The sequence below is a fragment of the Lysinibacillus sp. GW823-FHT06C08 genome (genome assembly GCF_058795135.1).
Genome location: NZ_JBXAHN010000001.1, coordinates 139433 through 159096, shown reverse-complemented (window position 1 = coordinate 159096; position 19664 = coordinate 139433). Strand labels below are relative to the sequence as shown.

15 protein-coding genes are annotated in these 19664 nt (G+C 37.6%); 7 read left to right on the top strand and 8 right to left on the bottom strand.

All coding sequences use genetic code 11. The features are described 5' to 3' along the window. Positions 1 to 84 precede the first annotated feature (84 nt). A complete protein-coding gene (locus AC1Q6O_RS00755) occupies positions 85 to 1218 on the bottom strand; it encodes a LuxR C-terminal-related transcriptional regulator (RefSeq protein ID WP_089985962.1) in 1134 nt (377 codons plus the stop codon). A 193-nt stretch (positions 1219 to 1411) separates the two neighbouring features. Here AC1Q6O_RS00755 and AC1Q6O_RS00750 point away from each other — a divergent pair, with 193 nt between their 5' ends. The 4 genes from AC1Q6O_RS00750 (at position 1412) to AC1Q6O_RS00735 (ending at position 5810) form a co-directional block, all read left to right on the top strand. Further along, positions 1412 to 2167, top strand: a complete 756-nt coding sequence (locus tag AC1Q6O_RS00750; RefSeq protein ID WP_089985961.1) for an SDR family NAD(P)-dependent oxidoreductase — start codon at positions 1412 to 1414, stop codon at positions 2165 to 2167. A gap of 20 nt (positions 2168 to 2187) precedes the next feature. Further along, positions 2188 to 2931 carry an SDR family NAD(P)-dependent oxidoreductase gene (locus AC1Q6O_RS00745; protein ID WP_036222705.1) on the top strand — a complete coding sequence of 248 codons (744 nt, stop codon included), beginning with the start codon at positions 2188 to 2190 and terminating at the stop codon, positions 2929 to 2931. A gap of 291 nt (positions 2932 to 3222) precedes the next feature. After that, on the top strand, positions 3223 to 4149 hold the full coding sequence (gene epsC, locus AC1Q6O_RS00740; RefSeq protein WP_008176160.1) for a serine O-acetyltransferase EpsC: 927 nt from the start codon (positions 3223 to 3225) through the stop codon (positions 4147 to 4149). 278 nt (positions 4150 to 4427) lie between these two features. Continuing rightward, positions 4428 to 5810: a dipeptidase gene (locus AC1Q6O_RS00735; RefSeq protein ID WP_089985960.1), complete on the top strand. Its 1383-nt coding sequence runs from the start codon at positions 4428 to 4430 to the stop codon at positions 5808 to 5810. 66 nt (positions 5811 to 5876) lie between these two features. Here AC1Q6O_RS00735 and AC1Q6O_RS00730 read toward each other — a convergent pair whose 3' ends face one another. Together AC1Q6O_RS00730 and AC1Q6O_RS00725 are read right to left on the bottom strand one after the other, a co-directional pair. Further along, the gene (locus tag AC1Q6O_RS00730) at positions 5877 to 6449 is read right to left on the bottom strand and encodes a nitroreductase family protein (protein WP_008176164.1); all 573 of its coding nucleotides are present in this window, start codon (positions 6447 to 6449) and stop codon (positions 5877 to 5879) included. A 94-nt stretch (positions 6450 to 6543) separates the two neighbouring features. Continuing rightward, entirely contained in the window at positions 6544 to 7038 is a 495-nt protein-coding gene (locus AC1Q6O_RS00725) for an amidase domain-containing protein (RefSeq protein WP_008176165.1), read from the bottom strand. 182 nt (positions 7039 to 7220) lie between these two features. Here AC1Q6O_RS00725 and AC1Q6O_RS00720 point away from each other — a divergent pair, with 182 nt between their 5' ends. After that, positions 7221 to 8243 carry a DUF2804 domain-containing protein gene (locus tag AC1Q6O_RS00720; protein ID WP_036127564.1) on the top strand — a complete coding sequence of 341 codons (1023 nt, stop codon included), beginning with the start codon at positions 7221 to 7223 and terminating at the stop codon, positions 8241 to 8243. Positions 8244 to 8326: 83 nt separating this feature from the next. Here the strand turns inward: AC1Q6O_RS00720 and AC1Q6O_RS00715 are convergent, their stop codons facing one another. Continuing rightward, on the bottom strand, positions 8327 to 9043 hold the full coding sequence (locus AC1Q6O_RS00715; protein WP_089985959.1) for a glycerophosphodiester phosphodiesterase: 717 nt from the start codon (positions 9041 to 9043) through the stop codon (positions 8327 to 8329). A 152-nt stretch (positions 9044 to 9195) separates the two neighbouring features. Between AC1Q6O_RS00715 and helD the strand changes: the two genes are divergently transcribed. Then, entirely contained in the window at positions 9196 to 11424 is a 2229-nt protein-coding gene (gene helD, locus AC1Q6O_RS00710; RefSeq protein ID WP_107921716.1) for an RNA polymerase recycling motor HelD, read from the top strand. A gap of 256 nt (positions 11425 to 11680) precedes the next feature. On the opposite strand, the gene AC1Q6O_RS00705 is transcribed toward helD, so the two are convergent. The 4 genes from AC1Q6O_RS00705 to AC1Q6O_RS00690 form a co-directional block, all read right to left on the bottom strand. Next, positions 11681 to 12547: a GNAT family N-acetyltransferase gene (locus AC1Q6O_RS00705; RefSeq protein WP_008176173.1), complete on the bottom strand. Its 867-nt coding sequence runs from the start codon at positions 12545 to 12547 to the stop codon at positions 11681 to 11683. Between the two features lie 368 nt (positions 12548 to 12915). Further along, the gene (locus tag AC1Q6O_RS00700; RefSeq protein ID WP_008176175.1) at positions 12916 to 14748 is read right to left on the bottom strand and encodes an ABC transporter ATP-binding protein; all 1833 of its coding nucleotides are present in this window, start codon (positions 14746 to 14748) and stop codon (positions 12916 to 12918) included. After that, positions 14748 to 16469, bottom strand: a complete 1722-nt coding sequence (locus tag AC1Q6O_RS00695; RefSeq protein WP_089985958.1) for an ABC transporter ATP-binding protein — start codon at positions 16467 to 16469, stop codon at positions 14748 to 14750. The genes AC1Q6O_RS00700 and AC1Q6O_RS00695 overlap by 1 nt, the downstream gene beginning before the upstream one ends. A 66-nt stretch (positions 16470 to 16535) precedes the next feature. Continuing rightward, positions 16536 to 17429: a DMT family transporter gene (locus AC1Q6O_RS00690; protein WP_089985957.1), complete on the bottom strand. Its 894-nt coding sequence runs from the start codon at positions 17427 to 17429 to the stop codon at positions 16536 to 16538. Positions 17430 to 17615: 186 nt separating this feature from the next. Between AC1Q6O_RS00690 and AC1Q6O_RS00685 the strand changes: the two genes are divergently transcribed. After that, the gene (locus tag AC1Q6O_RS00685; RefSeq protein WP_089985956.1) at positions 17616 to 19640 is read left to right on the top strand and encodes an EAL domain-containing protein; all 2025 of its coding nucleotides are present in this window, start codon (positions 17616 to 17618) and stop codon (positions 19638 to 19640) included. Positions 19641 to 19664 lie beyond the last annotated feature (24 nt).

The following is a 19664-nucleotide window of genomic DNA, read 5'->3' as shown; positions in this document are numbered from 1 at the left end:
AATTAAAAATATTCCACTTTAACAATGACTTTTAAAGTAAGCAGATATATTTCATATAACGGATTACATATTTATTTCCCTTGGCTAACTTAATAGCCCTAAACGAAAAGCGGAAGCAACGACCTGTGTTCGATTTTTAGCTTTGAGCTTTGTCATTAAACTACTTACATAATCTCTTACCGTATGCTCACTTAGAAATAGTAATCCCCCAATTTTTTTATTGTCATATCCCTCTGCAAGCAAACCTAAAATCATGGACTCCCTTTCTGTTAAGTGAAGTTCTGTATTCTTTTCAACCTTCTCACCCTTACGTGATAAAAATAACCCCAACCGCTTCCCTACCTCTTCAAGTAACAATAACTCATCCTTTGTACAATCAAATTCTTCACCTAGCTGATCAAATGTCAGCCAACCAAATAATTGATCCTGTTGAATAATTGGGATAAATATAATCGACGATAAATTAAATAATTGTATATGTTCTTCCTTCACATAATTTTTGGGGTTTTTTAAATAGATAGGTTTTCTTGAGCCAAGGACTGTATTTTCACCGGTCAGCTCCCCTTTCATGCTTTGAACCTTTGGAAGCTCTGCACCAATAACCCCGTAAAATTGATTGGACCATGGCACATAGGCATAAAATACACATCTTTTATAACTAAAATACTCTTCACATTTCTTTAAGATATAAGCTAAATCCTGATAACCAGAGGAACTGATAAGCAATTTATCAAGTTTATCCAACAATTGCAGCCGTCTCAACTCTTCATTTTCAGGGGTAGTTCTACGACTATTTTTATGATCTACTTCGGCATCACAATAAAGCTGTACTAAAAATGTAAAAATCGATAATACATACATTAGTATGGCATTCATTCGACTAATTTTCTGCTGAATCATAAAAGTGATCAATGATTTCTCTAAAATCAATTGGAATAGAAGAAAGCTTCTCGTATCGATAATGGATAACTGTGATTGAAGCCATGTCTTAAAAAAACTTCTAAAATCATCATGAAGCTCTTCGATATTCGTATGCGTCATTAAACGTAGAAACGAATCCAGTAGCATTGCCACTCTTTCTCGATCGGCTTCAGCAATAGAAGGTTCTAGATTGAGGTAAATATTCGTATTCTCTTCAATTTGTTTACTATGAATTTTGATGAATAACACAAATTCTTGAAGTGTCATTTCTTCAAAGGATTGAAATGAGTGTGTCATAGGAAATTCCTCTCCTTCATACTAAAAGTACCCCTATAAATGGAGGATACTCACTCACTATATTATACAGCATCTTATAGGATAGTATTTCAAATTGAAAGGAGTAAGATGAAGGTATCGCTAAAATAAAGCGAATACTTTTATATCCTAAGGTAACCATATAACCAGAAATAATGGAAGGTGCGTGCTTGAAATGAGATTGGAAAATAAAGTAGCCGTTATTACAGGCGGAGGTACAGGCATCGGGAAAGAAACTGCACTATTATTTGCGAAAGAAGGAGCAAAAATAGTCATTACTGATATAAATGAACAATCTGGGAACGAAACCGTTAGCGATATCCAAGCAATTGGAGGCGAAGCATTATTTGTACGTCATGATGTTAGCAATGAAGACGATTGGAAAAAAGTAGCAGATGAAGCGATTCATACATTTAGTAAAGTTGATATCCTTTTCAACAATGCAGGCATTTATATAATTAAACCACTAGCGGAAATTGAACTTTCTGACTGGAATCGCTTAATGTCCATCAATGTAACTGGTGTTTTCCTTGGTATGAAACATATCATGCCGCTTATGGCTAAACAAAATAAAGGCTCTGTCATTAATGCATCTTCCATTGCAGGCTTAACAGGTGCTGCTGGACATGTTTTATATGGCGCTAGTAAAGGTGCTGTGCGCATTATGACAAAAGATGCAGCAATGGAATATGCCCCATATGGCGTACGCGTAAACTCTATTCACCCTGGCTATATCGATACAGGAATGGCCGATTATGCATCTGCAACAACTGGAAGCTCTAAAGATGAATTAGGAAAAAACTTATTCCCATTAGGACGTTTAGGTTCTGTAAAAGAAGTGGCTCAAACAGTGCTGTTCTTAGCTTCTGATGAATCTTCCTTCTCAACAGGTGCCGAATTTGTTATTGATGGTGGAGCAACAGCAAAATAAATATTAAGGTGGTCATTGACATGAAATTAACAGATAAAGTAGCAATCGTCACAGGTGGCGCTAGCGGTATCGGTGAGGCAACAGTTCGCCTCTTCGCCCAAGAAGGTGCACAAGTAGTCATTGCCGATTTTTCAGAGCGCGGACAAAACATCTCTGAACAATTAAATAACGATGGTTATGATACCCTCTTCGTAAAAACAGATGTAACAAGCGAAGAAGATATTAAAAACATGATAAAGGAAACTATTAATAAATACGGAAAACTTGATATTATGTATGCGAATGCAGGTGTAGCTGACGATGCACCCGCTCACGAGTTATCTTTTGAAAAATGGAAAAGAACCATTGATATTAATTTATCCGGTGTATTTCTTTCTGATAAATATGCCATCGAACAATTCCTTGCGCAAGGCACAGGTGGCGTCATTGTTAATGCTGGCTCTATCCATAGTTTTGTTGCCTTACCAAATCCAACAGCCTATTCATCTGCAAAAGGTGGTGTAAAACTATTAACACAAAACCTTTGCACAGCTTATGCAAAACAAGGCATTCGCGTAAATGCTGTATGTCCTGGCTATATCGACACACCTTTATTAGCTGAAGTAGACGCTCAAAAGAAAGAGTATTTAGCTTCCCTTCATCCACAAGGTCGACTTGGTAAACCAGAAGAGATTGCCAAAGCTGTTTTATTCTTAGCAAGCGATGATGCAAGCTTTGTTAATGGTACAACACTCCTTGTTGATGGAGGCTATACTGCTCACTAATAAAAAATTTACTGGTCTGAATTCGGTATTGTTCCGGAATCAGACTCTTTTTATTTGATTAAAATTCTCCCAGTGCAAATCGGTCTAGATCATAACAAGAAGCAGTAAGCTTTAAAAGCTGTCGTATTTTATGGTAAAACAATATAAGATTATTTAATTGCAACTCCACATGCAGGTATTTTTTCTATAATATAAATATTAATATATTTTAAAGCTAAAAGAGTTGCTATTACATGAAATGCTTTGTACTTTTATTACATCAGTTATTATCAAATTGAGGGGTGTTTTACAATGAGTTTAAATGATTGGCTAAATGAAAAGGTCCCAGAAATTACAAGTTCATTAAGTGATATTAACCGACAGTATGTTGATATTGAAAATTCAATTGGCTTTGTTGGGCGCAATCAAATTTATAAAATCTTAGATAATTTTCATGAAGTACTGTTCCCAGGTATTCATACTGCTCCGCCGATCGATACTACACGCGTCAATATTGTAAGTAGTAATAAACTGCGTGAAACGGCATTGGATTTACGTGATATTATCGAAAAAGTTTTAATTTACAATTTGGAGTACAACAGCAATCTTGAAAACTGTACTTGTCAAGCGGATGCAGATCGTATTGTGATGGATTTAATTTCACAATTCCCAAAAATTCGTAAAATCTTGCAAACAGATATTCAGGCAGCGTACAACGGAGATCCTGCTGCCCTTTCTACAGAAGAAATTTTACTAAGTTATCCATCAATTGTTGCGGTATACATTCACCGTATTGCACATGAATTATATGAAGTGGGCGTACCAATTGTCCCACGTATTATGTCTGAATATGCACATAGTTTAACAGGAATCGATATTCACCCAGGAGCGACAATTGGTGAATCCTTCTTTATCGATCACGGCACAGGTGTCGTAATCGGTGAGACATGTATAATCGGCAATAATGTTAAAATATACCAAAGTGTAACATTAGGAGCATTAAGCTTCCCTCTTGATGAAAATGGCAATCCAATTAAAGGAATTAAACGTCATCCGAATATTGAAGATAATGTTGTTATTTATGCAGGTGCAACCATTTTAGGTGGCGAAACGACAATTGGTCACGATTCGGTGCTAGGCAGTAACATTTGGCTAATGAATTCAATACCACCATATTCCCGTGTGTACAACTCACCACCAACACCTAACATCAGTAGTAGTAAATCGAAAAATGTTTAATACACACACTCTTTAAGTAAGATAAAAATTGCCCTCACTTATAGACGACTATCGAAAGACACTGTAAAGAATTTTTTTACAGTGTCTTTCATTTTTCCCTACATATATTCGTCCGTTACAAGCTAAAGACATTCAAACACAACCATTGGCCTTGTTATAAAAATAGTTGATGTCCTCCTATTAGAGCTTATTTATTTATAAACCCATGTTAATACTTTCTAGTTTTGATATGCTATACTATTTCTATTATCGAAATATATTAGAAAGAGGGATGCTAGATGACTAATTTACAGCAAATTGATGCTTATTTTGCTGAACATCGTGAGGCTCATTTAAACGAATTGAAAGAATTTTTACAAATTCCAAGTATTAGTTCTTTATCTGAGCATAAGGAAGATATCCAGCATGCTGCACAATGGCTTGCTAATGCATTTGAAAAATTAAATCTTGAGAATATCTCAATTACACAAACTGCAGGTCACCCAGTTGTCTATGCCGATTGGTTACATGCAGAAGGCAAACCAACTGTATTATTTTATGGTCACTACGATGTACAACCTGTTGATCCCCTAAATTTATGGGAGAGTGAACCGTTCAATCCTACCATTCGTGACAATAAATTATTCGCTCGTGGTGCTAGTGATGATAAAGGGCAAGTATTTATGCACTTAAAAATGATTGAAGCTTTATTTGCAACAACAGGAACTTTACCTGTGAACGTTAAATTTATTTATGAAGGTGAAGAAGAAATCGGTAGTCCGCATCTACCTTCCTTTGTTGAGGAATATAAAGAAAAATTAGCGTCGGATCTCATTTTAATTTCTGATACTGGACTTTATGGCCCTGGTAAACCTGCAGTATGCTATGGCTTACGTGGTTTAGCAGGCATTCAAATTGATGTGCGTGGAGCTAAAGGAGATTTACACTCAGGTCTCTATGGTGGAGGCGTGCAAAATGCCATCCACGCATTAGCTGAAATATTAGCATCCTTCCGTGACGAGCATGGCACCATTCAAGTGGAAGGTTTCTACGATAATGTATTACCTTTAACAGAGGAAGAACGTGAAGCTTATCGTGCGCTTGGTTTTGATGAGGAGTCAGTAAAACAAGAGGTCGGTGTAAAAGAACTATTTGGTGAGCAAGGGTTTACCTACCTTGAACGTACTTGGGCTCGTCCAACATTAGAGGTTAATGGGGTCTTTGGTGGTTTCTCGGGAGAAGGCATCAAAACGGTATTACCTGCTGAAGCAGGCGCTAAAATTACATGCCGTCTCGTTCCAAATCAAGAGCCGGACGAAATCGTTGCGCTATTAAAAGCCCACGTTGAAAAGCATAAACCTGCTGGAGTGGAAATTAACATTTCGGAGTTCGATAAAGGCCCTGCATTCTTAACACCATTTGATCATCCATTCATTCAGGCAGCTGGACGTTCTTATGAAAAGGTTTATCGTGTACCTACTGCTTACACACGTGGTGGAGGTTCTATCCCTATCGTGGCTGCATTTGATGAAATTTTAGAAATTCCTGTAGTATTAATGGGCTTCGGTTTATCTAGTGAAAACTTCCATGCACCTAATGAGCATTTCCATTTAGAAAACTTTGATAAAGGTTTACGCGTTTTAAGTGATTATTTATATGAAGTTTCGGAATTACAAAAATAATTTTCTATTCCATAACAAATCCCCTCACCTACTTCAGTGAGGGGATTTTCTTTGCTTTTTAGGCGATTACTCGCCAAAAACTGTCACTATTTCAGCCGATTTTTTACGATCTTTCCCTTTTGGTACTTCATCAAAATAACCGACTTGTAGCATTGCAATAACACGTTCACCAGGCTGTACCTTTAAGGCTTCGCGGAACTTCGGATTATCTAAAAAGCCTGGTGTTTTCCAGCAAGAGCCTATCCCTCTATCCCATGCTAACAGTTGCATATTTTGAATAAAGATACTTGCTGCTCCGTAATCCTCTAAACGTTCTTTTTGACGTGCATCCTCCGGTACGATAACAAAGGCATAGCCGCCGGGTAACGTAAATTTCAACATCTGCTTCGCCAAGTCTTCACTTAAAAGCTCTTGCCATTTTGGAATCGTCAGGTCGCGTAATAAATGATGTAGATTTTCTAATTCCTTACCACAGGCTACTACTAAACGCCAAGGCTCACGGTTACCGTGGTTGGGTGCCCAAACTGCATCGTCGATAATGGCCAATAAATCATCACGATCTACAGGCTGACCATTAAATTTTTTAATGGAACGACGTTGAATAATTGCATCTCTAACCGATAAAAATTGTTCGCTCATATATCCATTCTCCTTCTACCACAAGACAACTTTTAAGTTTATCTCTTCTACCTTCACATTATCATAAAATGATATGCTTTAAAACTACCTCATCTTAAGCAAAGCTATCCTCTATATGATAGAAAAAGTAAGTCATGCTGGGCGTAAAAGCAGTGGAGTCTTCATACAAATACGGTCGATTAATACTATCTGATGTATGAGCATTTACATAAGGAATGCCGTTTTGAATACTTGTAACAATAACAGAGTGATCGATTCTCCCATTTCCTTGAAAATCATAAAAAATAACATCCCCCAGCTCTAACTCTTCGGCGGTTTGCACACGTGTCCCCTTCAACCCTGTCGTTGAGCCTTCTAAATACCATCTTAAAGAATGTGCAACAGACCAGCTAAAGCTCCAATTTCCTTGTTGAATCCACCAGCCCTTATCTCTACTTGGTGCCCCTCGCATTGGTGCCCCACCAGCTAATAAACATTGAGATATATAGTTTGTACAGTCTACATCAAAGTTAGGAAAAGCTGGATTGCGTCTATTCCACCATAAATTGGCATACTGTACAGCAGCTTGCCTATTATACATCTTTGCCATACATCCCCTCCTCATGCCATCATATGTCTCTTCAAGTATTTCTATTAGTTAGGTCCTTACTCATATTATTGTCGAAAATAGGTATAATCAGTATGTTCCTTTCCATTTTCAAGATCATTTTTGCTACAATAAGATTAAAAGAAATGCATGATTTTATTTTATGACCAGAAGGGATGTTAAATGTGAAGCAGCATGCTGAGAAAGAAATTTTACAGCCTACTCTTTTATGCGATAAAAAGGGGAATTTAAATCCAGCAGCCATCGGATTTGCACGTAAACCACTTATCAACAGCAATTTAAGCGGCCATCTCATGCGCAAAAAGAAATGGAACTATTGGTGTGTCTACGGTGATGAAATCTTATTTTCCGCTACGATTAGTCATCTAGATTATGCAGCAGTCTGCTTCGTCTATTTCCTTGAATATGAAACGCAGCGTTATTTCGAAAAAACGATTACCATTCCCTTAGGCGGCAAATTGAAAATGCCTACACAAGTTTTAGAGTCCGTATCGTTTAAAAATAGTGAAATGATGATTGATATACTATATGTACAAAATGAAACACATCTATCCGTTTCTATTCCAAATTTTGATGGCGATATTTTACGTGCAAAGCTCATCATTCAGCATCCCGCTACAGACGAAACCTTAAATGTTGTCATCCCTTGGAATCGTAAAACATTTCAATTTACAGGTAAGCATCATACACTCCCTACTTCAGGTGTGGTCACAATTGGTACTCGTCGTTATAATTTCTCGGCAGAAGAAAATTTTGCTGTCTTAGATTACGGTCGAGGTGTCTGGCCGCGTGAAGCCGTATGGAATTGGGGAATGGCCTCTCAACGGGTCCGTGGAAGAAGAATTGGACTTAATTTAGGAGGAAAATGGACAGATGGCACAGGCATGACCGAAAATGCTGTTTTCGTTGATGGCAAAATGACAAAAATACATGAGGATTTATTGTTTGATTATGATTCCGAAGATTATATGCAGCGCTGGAAAGTAAAATCAAAATTCTCTCATCAAGTGTCACTAACCTTCTCTCCGTTTTTTGAACGTGTAGCCTATACAAATGCAAAACTAGTAAAATCAGAAGTACATCAATTATTTGGTTATTATGACGGTTCCATTTTGCTCGACAATGGTGAAACATTAGTTATTCGACAAATGCTTGGATGCATTGAGGAGCATCAGGCAAAGTGGTAAAGAATCTTATAAAAGACGCCGCGTTCCGTGGGCATTACTTCATTAATCATTCCACGGAATTCGAGCGCCCCCCTCTCATTGCTCTAAGTAAGGGCTTTTAATATTTTCTCTGGGTCATCAGTAAATATTGCTTGTATTCCAAGCTGCTGTAAATATCGAGCATCCTGCTCCTCGTTGACTGTATAAACACGTACTGTTGCCCCTTCAGCGAGCGCTAGTTTTACTGATTTGCGATACGCTGTAGGCAAACTAACATGCAAGCCTTTAGCAGGAATAAGTGCAACATAAGTCGTAAAGTCTACTAAAACTTCAGCAAACAATGCAGCACTTTCAATATATGGTGCGATTAGTGCGACTGTTTGCAAAGATTCATGATTAAAAGAAGAGATAATAACTCTCTCTGTCATTTGTTGGGCAGCTACTTCCTTTAGAACTAATGACTCGATCCCTTCATAGGCAAACACATCTGTTTTTAGCTCAATGTTAATGCGATGGTTTGTACCTGCAAATAGTTCTAAAACTTCCCCTAATGTCGGAATCACTTCTCCACTATAATCCAATGAGTACCATGAGCCAAAATCAAATGTACGTAATTGCTGTAATGTAAAATCCTTTACATAGCCTGAACCATTGGAGGTACGGTTAATGGTTTCATCATGAATAACAACTACCTCTTTATCTGCTGTTAAATGAACATCTAGCTCAATTCCAGCGATAGGAAGCTTAGATGCCGCTTGGAATGCAGCAATTGTATTTTCCGGGTAGCTTGCAGAAACACCTCTGTGTGCAAAAATATCCAAAATAATGAACCTCCTCTTTTATTAACATTCATTCAAATCCTCTACGTAATAGTAACATATTCAGCTTTTAAGCTTTCACTTGATGGTAAATATTATATATAGTAGTATGATAATCTACTTTGAAATTGTAAGTACCTAGGAGGTGCTAAAAAATGACTGTAAAACATCCAGATTTTCAGACTGAAGTAGAGCGATTAGCGTATACCCAAAGTTATATGCAGCAAATTTTAAATGAGTCACAAAGAGATTTAAAATCCGCTCAAGAGAATATTCGGAAGTCGATGGCAGATCTTGATTACTTAGATTCTAGTTTGAGTTATTTAAACATCTTAACCAATGCCCGATTCTTTGAAATGGCCCGTAATCAAAAGGAAGGGCTAGAAGCCGTTCAAAAGAAGCCTTATTTTGCTAGAATCCATTTTCAAAAGACAGGTGACCCTGAAGAACTTCTTTACATTGGAAAAACCTCGTTATTTCATCGTGAAACACATGAGCCGATTATTGTCGATTGGCGCTCACCAGTAGCGAATGTCTATTATGATGGCCGTCTTGGTGATATGGAGTACGATGTCCGCGGAGAAATTCATAAAGGACATCTATTTGCTAAGCGACAATATAAAATTGAAAATGGCGATTTGCTCGATATACGTGATATTGACTTAACTACGAACGATGAACTGTTACAAGAAGCATTGGCTGGTAAAGCTGATGTTCGTCTAACCGAAATTGTCTCGACAATCCAAAAAGAGCAGAATGAAATTATTCGCGCACATCTTCGTCAACCAATTATTGTCCAAGGAGCAGCAGGCAGTGGAAAAACCACCATCGCCCTACACCGAATATCCTATTTCCTCTACACAATGGGTGAGCATTTTAATCCTGAGCAGCTCATGATTTTAGCACCGAATAAGTTATTTATTGATTATATTGGAGATGTCTTACCAGAACTAGGCGTCGATAAAATATGCCAAACTACTTTTACCGATTACGTACTATCCGCCACTAAATTAAAATTAAAGCTTCAAAATCCAAATGAGCAATTAGAATCGCTTGTGGCCGGAGGAAATTCTCAGCCATCTGCTTGGATTGCTGAAATGAAAGGCTCTCTTTATTATCGTGATGTTATCGAACGCTATATTCGAAAACTGGAGCAAGATATTGCAGAGCAATTTGAAGATGTTTATATTGAAAGATACTGTATCATGCGGGCTTCTCACCTTAAGAAGCTATTTTTATATGAATTTTCTTATATGCCAATCGAAAAACGACTGGCACATATTAAAAAGGTGTTAGCTAGCCATGTTCGTCAGAAGAAGCAGTCTGTTTTAGCTACACTCCATAAAAAATATGATGAAGCACTTGGAAAGGCATTAAATGGTATTCGAGATGATGAAAAACGGCGACGTGTCGTAACAAAATTTATCGATGAACGCGATGAGCGAATTCCTGCTATTGAAAAAGAAGCCAAATCAACAGCAGCTGCTTATATGCGCCGCTTTACCAAACACAATATTAAAACTCTTTATCGTTCACTTCTCACCAATGCAGAGCTGTTAGCAGAACTGGCTCCTGAATGGCATTATCTCGAACAACAGCAATTTTTACAATCACATCTCAAGGAACAATGGGCACTTGAAGATTTAGCTGCACTTTATTATTTACAGGCGCGCTTAAAAGGCATTCCTGATGAATGGAAAATGCGCGTTGTCTTTATCGATGAGGTTCAAGACTATAGTCTATTTCAGCTTGCCGCTTTAAAAACAGGTTTGGATACTGATATGTTTACAATGGTTGGTGACTTAGCTCAAGGAATTCATAGCTATCGTTCATTAACTGCTTGGGAGCCTGTCCAAAGTTTATTCCCACGAGCAAGCTTTCGAACTTTGCAAAAAAGCTATCGTACAACCATTGAAATTATGGAAGTCGCTAATGAAATTTTAGCGCAAATGGATGAACAACTTCCGTTAGTGGAGCCTGTTGTTCGTCATGGCAACGTGCCAAGCTTTATTCAAGCGGATCAATTCGACGCCTTACAAATTAAAGAAATTTTTGAAACGATTCGTCAACATGGACATCGATCCATTGCTTTAATATGCAAAACAACTGCTGAAGCAATGATGATGCAAAAAGATTTAAAAGCTCACCAACTACCTGCACAGCTACTAACTGAAAATGATTCTATTAATCAGGAAATGTTGCTCGTTGTTCCAAGCCATCTAGCGAAAGGACTTGAATTTGATGCGGTTATAGTAGCTGCGTTTGATACGCCCTTTTACGACACGCCCATTGATCGAAAGCTACTCTATGTAGCACTCACACGGGCAATGCATGAACTTTACTTAATAGGTCCCTCTAAAAATACATTTTTATTAGAAAATTAAAAAGTCGCTATAAGGCGACTTTTTTATACCTCATCAATTTCTCGGTGGTAATCGATAGAACTTTCCTTTCGATAGATAGGCCTTAACCACTTTCCACCACGAACTAGGTGCTTCCTTCGGAGGAGACTTCTTTTTAGGCAATGCCGGCATGCGCATAATCACGACTCCTTTCATAAGGCTTATTAATACTATATGAAGATAGTACGCAATTATGATAAAAAGGGCGATGAGTTAAAATCACTCCTCGCCCTTTTTGCTATTGTTTTACATAATAATCAATTTGCTGCGCCTTCATAAAGCCAGCCTTTTCATAGACAGATATTGCTTTTTTATTGTCTATTTCAACATCTAACATGACGAAAGTGGCACCGGTTTTACTCGCATAATCCTTTGAAAAGGACAATAAAGCCGTCCCAATACCTTGTCCTTCACAATTTGGGTGGACTGCAAGGGCTGTTACCCATTGTATTTCATTTTCCTGAGCTGTCGTCACCGTGCCAACAACTCCTCCATCTCGATAAGCAATCCATAGCTTTCTTCCATTAGTGGACGTATTAAAGGCGATGAGCTCTGTTGATTCTTCTGGTAAATCACCAAATGCTTCACTATAAATAGCAATTAGCTCAGCCTGTTCGCCATTATAGGGAAGAATAGTAATATCGCTTCGTAATGCTACAGGTTCCGCCTTTGTTTCTAAGGTTGCTTCTGAAAAGCTGTAAACATAATTTTTATTTTCAATAAATGTGTGTCCATGTGGGGAACCATCAATAACAACAGCTAACTGACCCTCTGCCCCTCGCTCTTTTAGCCCAACTTGTATGCCTTCAACTAATGCAGTCCCAATCCCCTTTTGGCGATATGCAGGTGTCACCACTAGTGACCACTCATACGTATGGAGTCCCATCAAATCAATGGCACTTGCAACACCAACTAACAAATCCTGATCATCCTCATACGCCAATACCATAAAGCCCTTAGATTCAAAAGAGCTAGCCATTGGCACATTCAAAATAGTTTCGTATACTCGATAATCATGAATTGTCGCTTCTTCACATAATAATTTTACTTCCTTCAATGTTTCTCCATCCAATGGGAAAGACACTGTCATCACTGAAATATTCATTGTTTACTCCGTTCCTGTATCAGACTATTGCCCTATTGTAGCAAGAATGAAAATAAGCTGGCAACTAAATATATTATCACCATCTATTAATCAGAATTTTACTTCAAATAATCCAATAATAAAAGGATTTTTACTATAAAAGTTCACGAAAACGACTAAAATTTACTATGAATTCTAGATATATAATAACCTAACAAACTCATAAAATTGTCACTATTAACTCTTTTCATTTAGTTACTTTCAAACTATATACTATTCCCTACTTATTTATATTAATTATACTATTTATTCAAATTAATTACATTTGTTAATATGATTAAAAAAAGAGTAATTTCAAATGAAATTACTCTTTTCATAGTTGTCAATGGCTATTCTTCTAAATGATGGGAGGATGAATGAAGCATTTGAGCATATAAACCGCCCGATTCAATTAGTTTTTGCTGTGGACCAGCTTCCACTAGCTCACCTTTATGCATAACTAACACCATGTCTGCATTATGCACTGTATTTAATCGATGTGCAATAACAAAGCTAGTGCGGCCTTGCATTAATGTATCAAGTGCCTCTTGAATCGCCATTTCTGTTACTGTGTCGATACTGCTTGTCGCTTCATCTAACAATAAAATTTTCGGGTCCGCAATAAGTGCACGTGCTATTGATAGTAATTGTTTTTGGCCTTGTGAAATTTCTCGTCCATCTGCAGCAAGAATCGTATCGTATCCATCCTTAAGCTTCATGATAAAATCATGTGCATTAGCACGCTTTGCTGCTTCCTCAATATCAGCATCACTTGCATCTAATTGACCATATCGAATATTTTCACGAACCGTTGCCTCAAATAAAAATGGATCCTGCAATACAAAAGCCATTTGGGAACGCAAGGATGGACGATCAATTTCCTGAACATTAATGCCATCAAATAACACTTCGCCCTTTGTCACTTCATAGAATCTTGCAATAAGCTGAAGGATTGTCGTTTTCCCTGCTCCTGTAGCTCCTACAAGCGCTACCGTCTGCCCAGGCTCCACTTTAAAATCAACATTTTTTAATGTGTAAGATTCCTGGTCTTGTTCATATTTAAAATACACCTGCTTAAAAGCTACATGTCCCAATAGCTGATGTTTTTTCGCTGAGGTAGATTCTCCTTCTGGTTGTTCGTCCAGTAACGCAAATACTCTCTCAGCACCAGCAATAGCTGATAGCACTGTATTAAATTGGTTGGCTAAATCATTTAATGGGCGTGTAAATTGCCGAGCATATTCTGTAAATATAACGATAACCCCTATTGACACATGCCCATACAAAGCAAGTAAGCCCCCGATACCCGCGACAATAGTAAAGCTCATATTATTTAAAAAGTTCATGACCTTTGGAATATAGCCAGAATATGTCTGTGCCCAAAATCCCGTTCTTCTTAACCGCAAGCTTTTTTCCTGAAACTCTGCCTTCATTCGTTCCTCTTGGGAAAAAGCCTTCACAATGCGCTGTCCAGATATGGTTTCTTCTATCATGCCGTTCAGAGCCCCAATAGCTGCTTGTTGCTCCTTAAATAAAGGAGCAGTTCGACGTGTAATCCAACGCATTGCCCAAAACATAATGGGAATAATGGTCATAGTTAAAATGGTTAGTAATGGACTTAAGCTCAGCATAATAATAATCGTTCCTCCAAGCGTTAGTACACTTGAAAACACCTGAATAAAGGAGCTATTCAGCGTTGAGCTGACAGCTTCTATATCATTCGTCATACGGCTCATTAATTCGCCATGCTGACGACGATCAAAGAAGGCAATCGGCAGTCGTTGAAAATGACCAAATACAGTTGTTCTTAGCCTATAAATCGTTTGCTGAGCAATACCAATCATCCAATAATTTTGTAGGAACAGGGAGACGGCCAGCAACAAATAAATGCAGATCAATAATACAATCCCCTTGCCTAAGCCAGCTAGCTCTCCATGCATAACATAGTGATCAATCATTTGTCCAATTACATAGGGACCTATCAAAGCCAAAATTGAACTAGTCATCACTAGTAAAAGAACTACAATTAGGAGTGCTCGTTGCTCATCGACAATTTTCCATAACCGTAGCAATGTACTTTTCCAATCACTTGCTCGTGGCCCTTTCTTTTTCTTCACAGCCTTCTGAAGATCATCTTTAGTCAAAATCGGCTCATAGCCAAAAGGTTTTTGGAAAAATCCCATTATTCCTCCACCTCCTGTTGAGAGACTGCAATTTTTTTATAAAGTGAGGAACATTGTAAAAGCTCTTCATGGGTTCCATAGGCAACTACTTTTCCAGCATCAATCAGTAAAATACGGTCTGCACCTTTAGCGGTACGAATTTTTTGCGTGACCACAAGCATCGTAGCATGTTCTTCGCTCAGTGCCTCCCAAAGTGCCTGTTCTGTTTTAACATCCAATGCACTTGTACTATCATCGAGCATTAATATATGTCCCTTTCTCAAGAGTGCTCTCGCAATGGATAGCCTTTGTTTTTGCCCTCCTGATAAGTTGACCCCTTTTTGCCCAACCTTTGTATCATAACCATTTGGAAAATCCTCAACGGATGCATGTATTTGAGCCTGCATCGTAGCCTGTAGTACAGCGTCCATTTCAGCATGCGTATCTCCCCAACGCACATTATCTGCAATACTGCCTGTAAATAATAAGGACTGCTGAGGGACATACCCAATGACTTCACGTAATTCTTGTAAATCCCACTGTTGAACATCCTGTCCTTCTACTAGTATTCTTCCTTCTGTTACTTCATAAAAACGCGGAATAAGCTGTAATAAAGTGGATTTACCAGCACCGGTTGCCCCCATAATCGCTAATTTTTCACCCGATTTAACTTGGAAATTGACGTCTGATAGGACTGACACCTCTCCGCCTGGATACGTAAAACTAACATGTTCAAACGTTAATTCACCATAATGTTTACTACGGCTGATTTCCTCTGAAAATGAAACATCTTCAACCTCATTTTCTGTAGAAAGAACTTCTGCCATACGCTCAGCTGAAGCCTTTGCACGCGCATAAAAAATAATAATAAAAGCGAACATTGAAAACGAGCCTGTCATACGCATCGCATAGTTAACAATCGCTACAATATCTCCAAGTGGTGTTGTCCCTGCCGCAACTTGTTTTGTACCAAACCATAGGACGGCGAGCAGACTCATATTCATAATGAATAAAAGAGCTGGCATAATGTACTCCATTATGCGTAAAGCCTTGACAGTATCGAATTTCAAACGAGATGCAACTTCATCAAAGCGTGAAGCCTCATATGTCCCCCGTAAGTATGCTTTTACTAAACGTATGGCCTGTAAATTCTCCTGCAAAACCCTATTTAAACGGTCGACTCTTTTCTGCACCCGTCCAAAATAAGATACGCCCTTTGCGACCATAAAAATAAGGAAAATTAAAATGATAGGTGCACCTATGACTAAAAATAAGGCTAATTTTGCATTCACAATAAAAGCCATTACTATGCTTCCTATCACAGCAAGAGGTGCCCGAAGCATAATACGTAAGCTCATAAACAGCACCGTTTGCACTTGTGTGACATCATTCGTTAATCTCGTAATGAGAGATGCCGTAGAAAATTTTTGATAGGTTGCCAGTGTAAAGGATTGGATTTTATCAAACATGGCATTTCGTAGATCATAAGAAAAGCTTTGAGCAGTATGAGATGAAAAGTAAGAATTTACGATACCCGCCATAAAGGCAACAAATGAAAGTACGAGTAAAACAGCACCCCATTGCATAATCATTTCGTGATTTTGAGCTCTTACCCCGTCATCAATGATTTTGGCCATAATAAGTGGCTGTACAAGCTCTACAAACAACTCTAACAACATTAAACATAAAGCAAAAATAGCTGTCCATTTATAAGGTCTTACATAGGAAAAAATTTCTTTCACATTCTTTCCCCCTTGTCCTAAGATGAAATTTATAGCTAGTTAAAAATTACTACCACAATAGTATATTTATGCTTTCTCACCTGCGATTGAAAGCCATGTTACACACACAAGCATAACGAATACCCCTACTAATTGCCAGAATCCTAAAGAAGTACCAAAGACAATAACTGAAATAATCATAGCCGTTAATGGTTCAATGCTGGAGAGGATACTCGTCTCTACAGCTGTTATATATTTCATACTACTTAAAAACAATATGAAAGCGACTGTTCCAAAAAATATTAAAGCAACCATTAAAAGTAGTGTTTTAAAATCAGTAAAAACGACCCATTGGTTAGACAGCCATACCCGACTCACTATACCTAATGTGAGCCCACCTATTAGCATCCCCCAGCCAACTACTAACAACACATTCCACTCTCTCATTAAACGCGCAGGATATAATGTGTAAAAAGCAAAGGTTAAACCTACTGCTACACCCCATAGCAATGCTTTTGGACTAATAAGCAAACTTTCAAATGATGCGTTCGTTAGTAGTAGAAATAACCCCATAAGGGTACCAATAATTCCTATTACTTGATATTTTGGTGGCCATTTCTTTAAACTAAGAGAGACATATGCCACAACAAATATTGGCGCTAGAAACTGGAGTAAGGTCGCTAGCACTGCATTACTTTCATGAATCGCTGCTACAAATGCAAATTGAACACCTAGCATACCTACAATACCAAAGACAATGAGCTGTCTACCCCATAGTTTGTGCTGCCAAATACCAAAAATATTTTTTCCCGTTAACAGTAAATATGTAATTAGTATCATACCTGCAACCGATAAACGGATTGTTAACATAAAGGAAACAGTCAATGATGTATGGTTCAGTAACCACTCCATCAAGGGGCCAGTCGCTCCCCATAACATAGCACCCGAAACGATAAATATTATTCCTTTTAAACGTTGCATACCAATCCTGCTTCCTATATACGTACTAAAAAATGTTACTTTTCTTCAAATCTTTTCTTAAATATCATTAGAAAAGTCCTAATTCTTTTCATTATCAAATATTTACAAATATATTCATAATGACTAATTCCATATAATTATCTATAATATTAGTATATATTGATTACCCAAGGAGATCGAAAACTCATGAGTCATATGCATAAATCATTTACGATTGATGAACATTATTTAAATTCACTTCCTTTTCCTGCAATTATCTTAAATCAAGATGGACAAGCCACTATCTGGGGAAAGAGCGCTGAACATCTGATTGGTTTATCAACTAATGATATTACAGGAAATACTACTCCATCTATACACGAAAATCTACTACGTCAGCTTCCTGGAGAAACTTTTCAAGCTATCCTCCAAAGCGAGGAAAGTACGTATATAGAAAAAATTCAAATTCACACCTCTTTAAAAACAGAAATGTCGACAGCACTGCTTGCTAAACCTTATACAGAGCAAGGAGAACGTTTGATTCTCATGATTTTTATGCTGCCAGAATTAATGACTAATGCCGTCTCTCATTGCAGTACATTTGTAGACCTTAAACAAGGATTGAATGCTACATTTATGACTGTAACACTTGACCACGATGGTTTCATCTTAGAATGTAATAATGAATTTCTAAAAACAAGCCAATGGACGCCAAAGCGTGTTATCGGCAAAACATTTTGGCAGTTGTTCCCAGATAATGATCGTAGTGAAAAAGTGACAAATATTATCTGGCGTAATTTAAACAACGGGCACACATGGCAAGGTGAAGTTGAAAAAATCACCAAAGCGGGACAATCCTATTGGGTATTACTAACGGCTATCCCAACCTTTAATCTGGAAACAGGTGAACAACAATTTTTCTTAATTGAAAAGGATATTACTAAATCAAAAACTATCCAACACCAACTTGAGAAAATAGCTTATATCGACACGGAAACTGGGCTGATGAATGCCCACCGACTTGAAAAGGTCATTAGCAATATGATTGAGGATGACAGACACTTTTCATTTGTTTATTTAAGTATTGATAAATTTTATACTTTAAAAGAACTACACGATCAACAAATCGATCAAAGCCTAATTATTGAATTTACAAATCGTATTAAGATGTATTTCCAAGATAGCACGATGGCGCGTATCAATGAAAATGATTTTGTAGTCATCACACCTTTAAGTGAATGGTTTATTCAAGGCTTTTTATCATACTTACAACAGCACCCTATTTACAGTGGCAATATTGCTGTGCCAATCTCTATTAGTGGTGGTATCACTAGATATCCTGAAGATCAAACAACATTTTCTCAGCTTATGAAAGCGTCTATTGCTACTATTTCAACTGTGCGTGAAGCTGGGGGAGATAAAATTGTGTCACTATCAACAGCGACACATAAAGCTTTAAATCGAAAAGCGTTAATTGAAAAGCGATTACTACAAGCGCTTGATCAAAAGAATTTAAAGGTCCTATATCAGCCACAAATCGATGTTTATTCTGGAAAAATTACAGCTGTTGAGGCACTTGTACGTTGGGAAGATGAAGTGATTGGTGTGGTTTCACCTGATGAATTAATTCCAATTGCGGAAGAAACAGGACTAATTAATAATATCGGTTCCTTTATGCTAGAGAGAGCGTGTGAACAGGCGTTAATTTGGAAAAAAGCTGGCCATGATTTAAAAGTATCCATCAACTCTTCTGTACGAGAGTTCCGTGATAAAAATATGGCTAAGTCCATTCTTGAAATGATTGCTAAAACAGGCTGTCCAGCAAACCTCCTGCAAATTGAAATCACTGAAAAATTCGCGTTAGAGGCAGAAGCTGCAACATCTATTGCTCAGCAAATGCGCAAATTAGAAAACGAAGGCATTTCCTTTATATTAGATGATTTCGGTACGGGCTATGGATCATTTAGATATATGCAAATTTTACCAATAGATACAGTAAAAATCGATAAAACATTTACTAATTCTCTGTTAAAATCCGAAAAGAGCCAAAAGCTTATGAACGGTATGGTACAGCTAGGTAAATCCATGGAACTTAAAGTAGTAGCTGAAGGTGTCGAAACGGCGGAACAGGCTGATTTGTTAATTACTTATGGTTGCGATGCTATTCAAGGCTACTATATTAGTAAGCCTGTAACATCAGATGAAATCGAAGCATTGCTTGTAAAAAAATAATACAATAAATAGGAGGCTGCGTAG

Excerpts from the sequence above, each read along its gene's own strand:
- AC1Q6O_RS00755 (WP_089985962.1), bottom strand. The coding sequence starts at position 1,218 with ATGACACACTCATTTCAATCCTTTGAAGAAATGACACTTCAAGAATTT.
- AC1Q6O_RS00750 (WP_089985961.1), top strand. The coding sequence starts at position 1,412 with ATGAGATTGGAAAATAAAGTAGCCGTTATTACAGGCGGAGGTACAGGC.
- AC1Q6O_RS00745 (WP_036222705.1), top strand. The coding sequence starts at position 2,188 with ATGAAATTAACAGATAAAGTAGCAATCGTCACAGGTGGCGCTAGCGGT.
- epsC (WP_008176160.1), top strand. The coding sequence starts at position 3,223 with ATGAGTTTAAATGATTGGCTAAATGAAAAGGTCCCAGAAATTACAAGT.
- AC1Q6O_RS00735 (WP_089985960.1), top strand. The coding sequence starts at position 4,428 with ATGACTAATTTACAGCAAATTGATGCTTATTTTGCTGAACATCGTGAG.
- AC1Q6O_RS00730 (WP_008176164.1), bottom strand. The coding sequence starts at position 6,449 with ATGAGCGAACAATTTTTATCGGTTAGAGATGCAATTATTCAACGTCGT.
- AC1Q6O_RS00725 (WP_008176165.1), bottom strand. The coding sequence starts at position 7,038 with ATGGCAAAGATGTATAATAGGCAAGCTGCTGTACAGTATGCCAATTTA.
- helD (WP_107921716.1), top strand. The coding sequence starts at position 9,196 with ATGACTGTAAAACATCCAGATTTTCAGACTGAAGTAGAGCGATTAGCG.
- AC1Q6O_RS00705 (WP_008176173.1), bottom strand. The coding sequence starts at position 12,547 with ATGAATATTTCAGTGATGACAGTGTCTTTCCCATTGGATGGAGAAACA.
- AC1Q6O_RS00700 (WP_008176175.1), bottom strand. The coding sequence starts at position 14,748 with ATGGGATTTTTCCAAAAACCTTTTGGCTATGAGCCGATTTTGACTAAA.
- AC1Q6O_RS00690 (WP_089985957.1), bottom strand. The coding sequence starts at position 17,429 with ATGCAACGTTTAAAAGGAATAATATTTATCGTTTCGGGTGCTATGTTA.
- AC1Q6O_RS00685 (WP_089985956.1), top strand. The coding sequence starts at position 17,616 with ATGAGTCATATGCATAAATCATTTACGATTGATGAACATTATTTAAAT.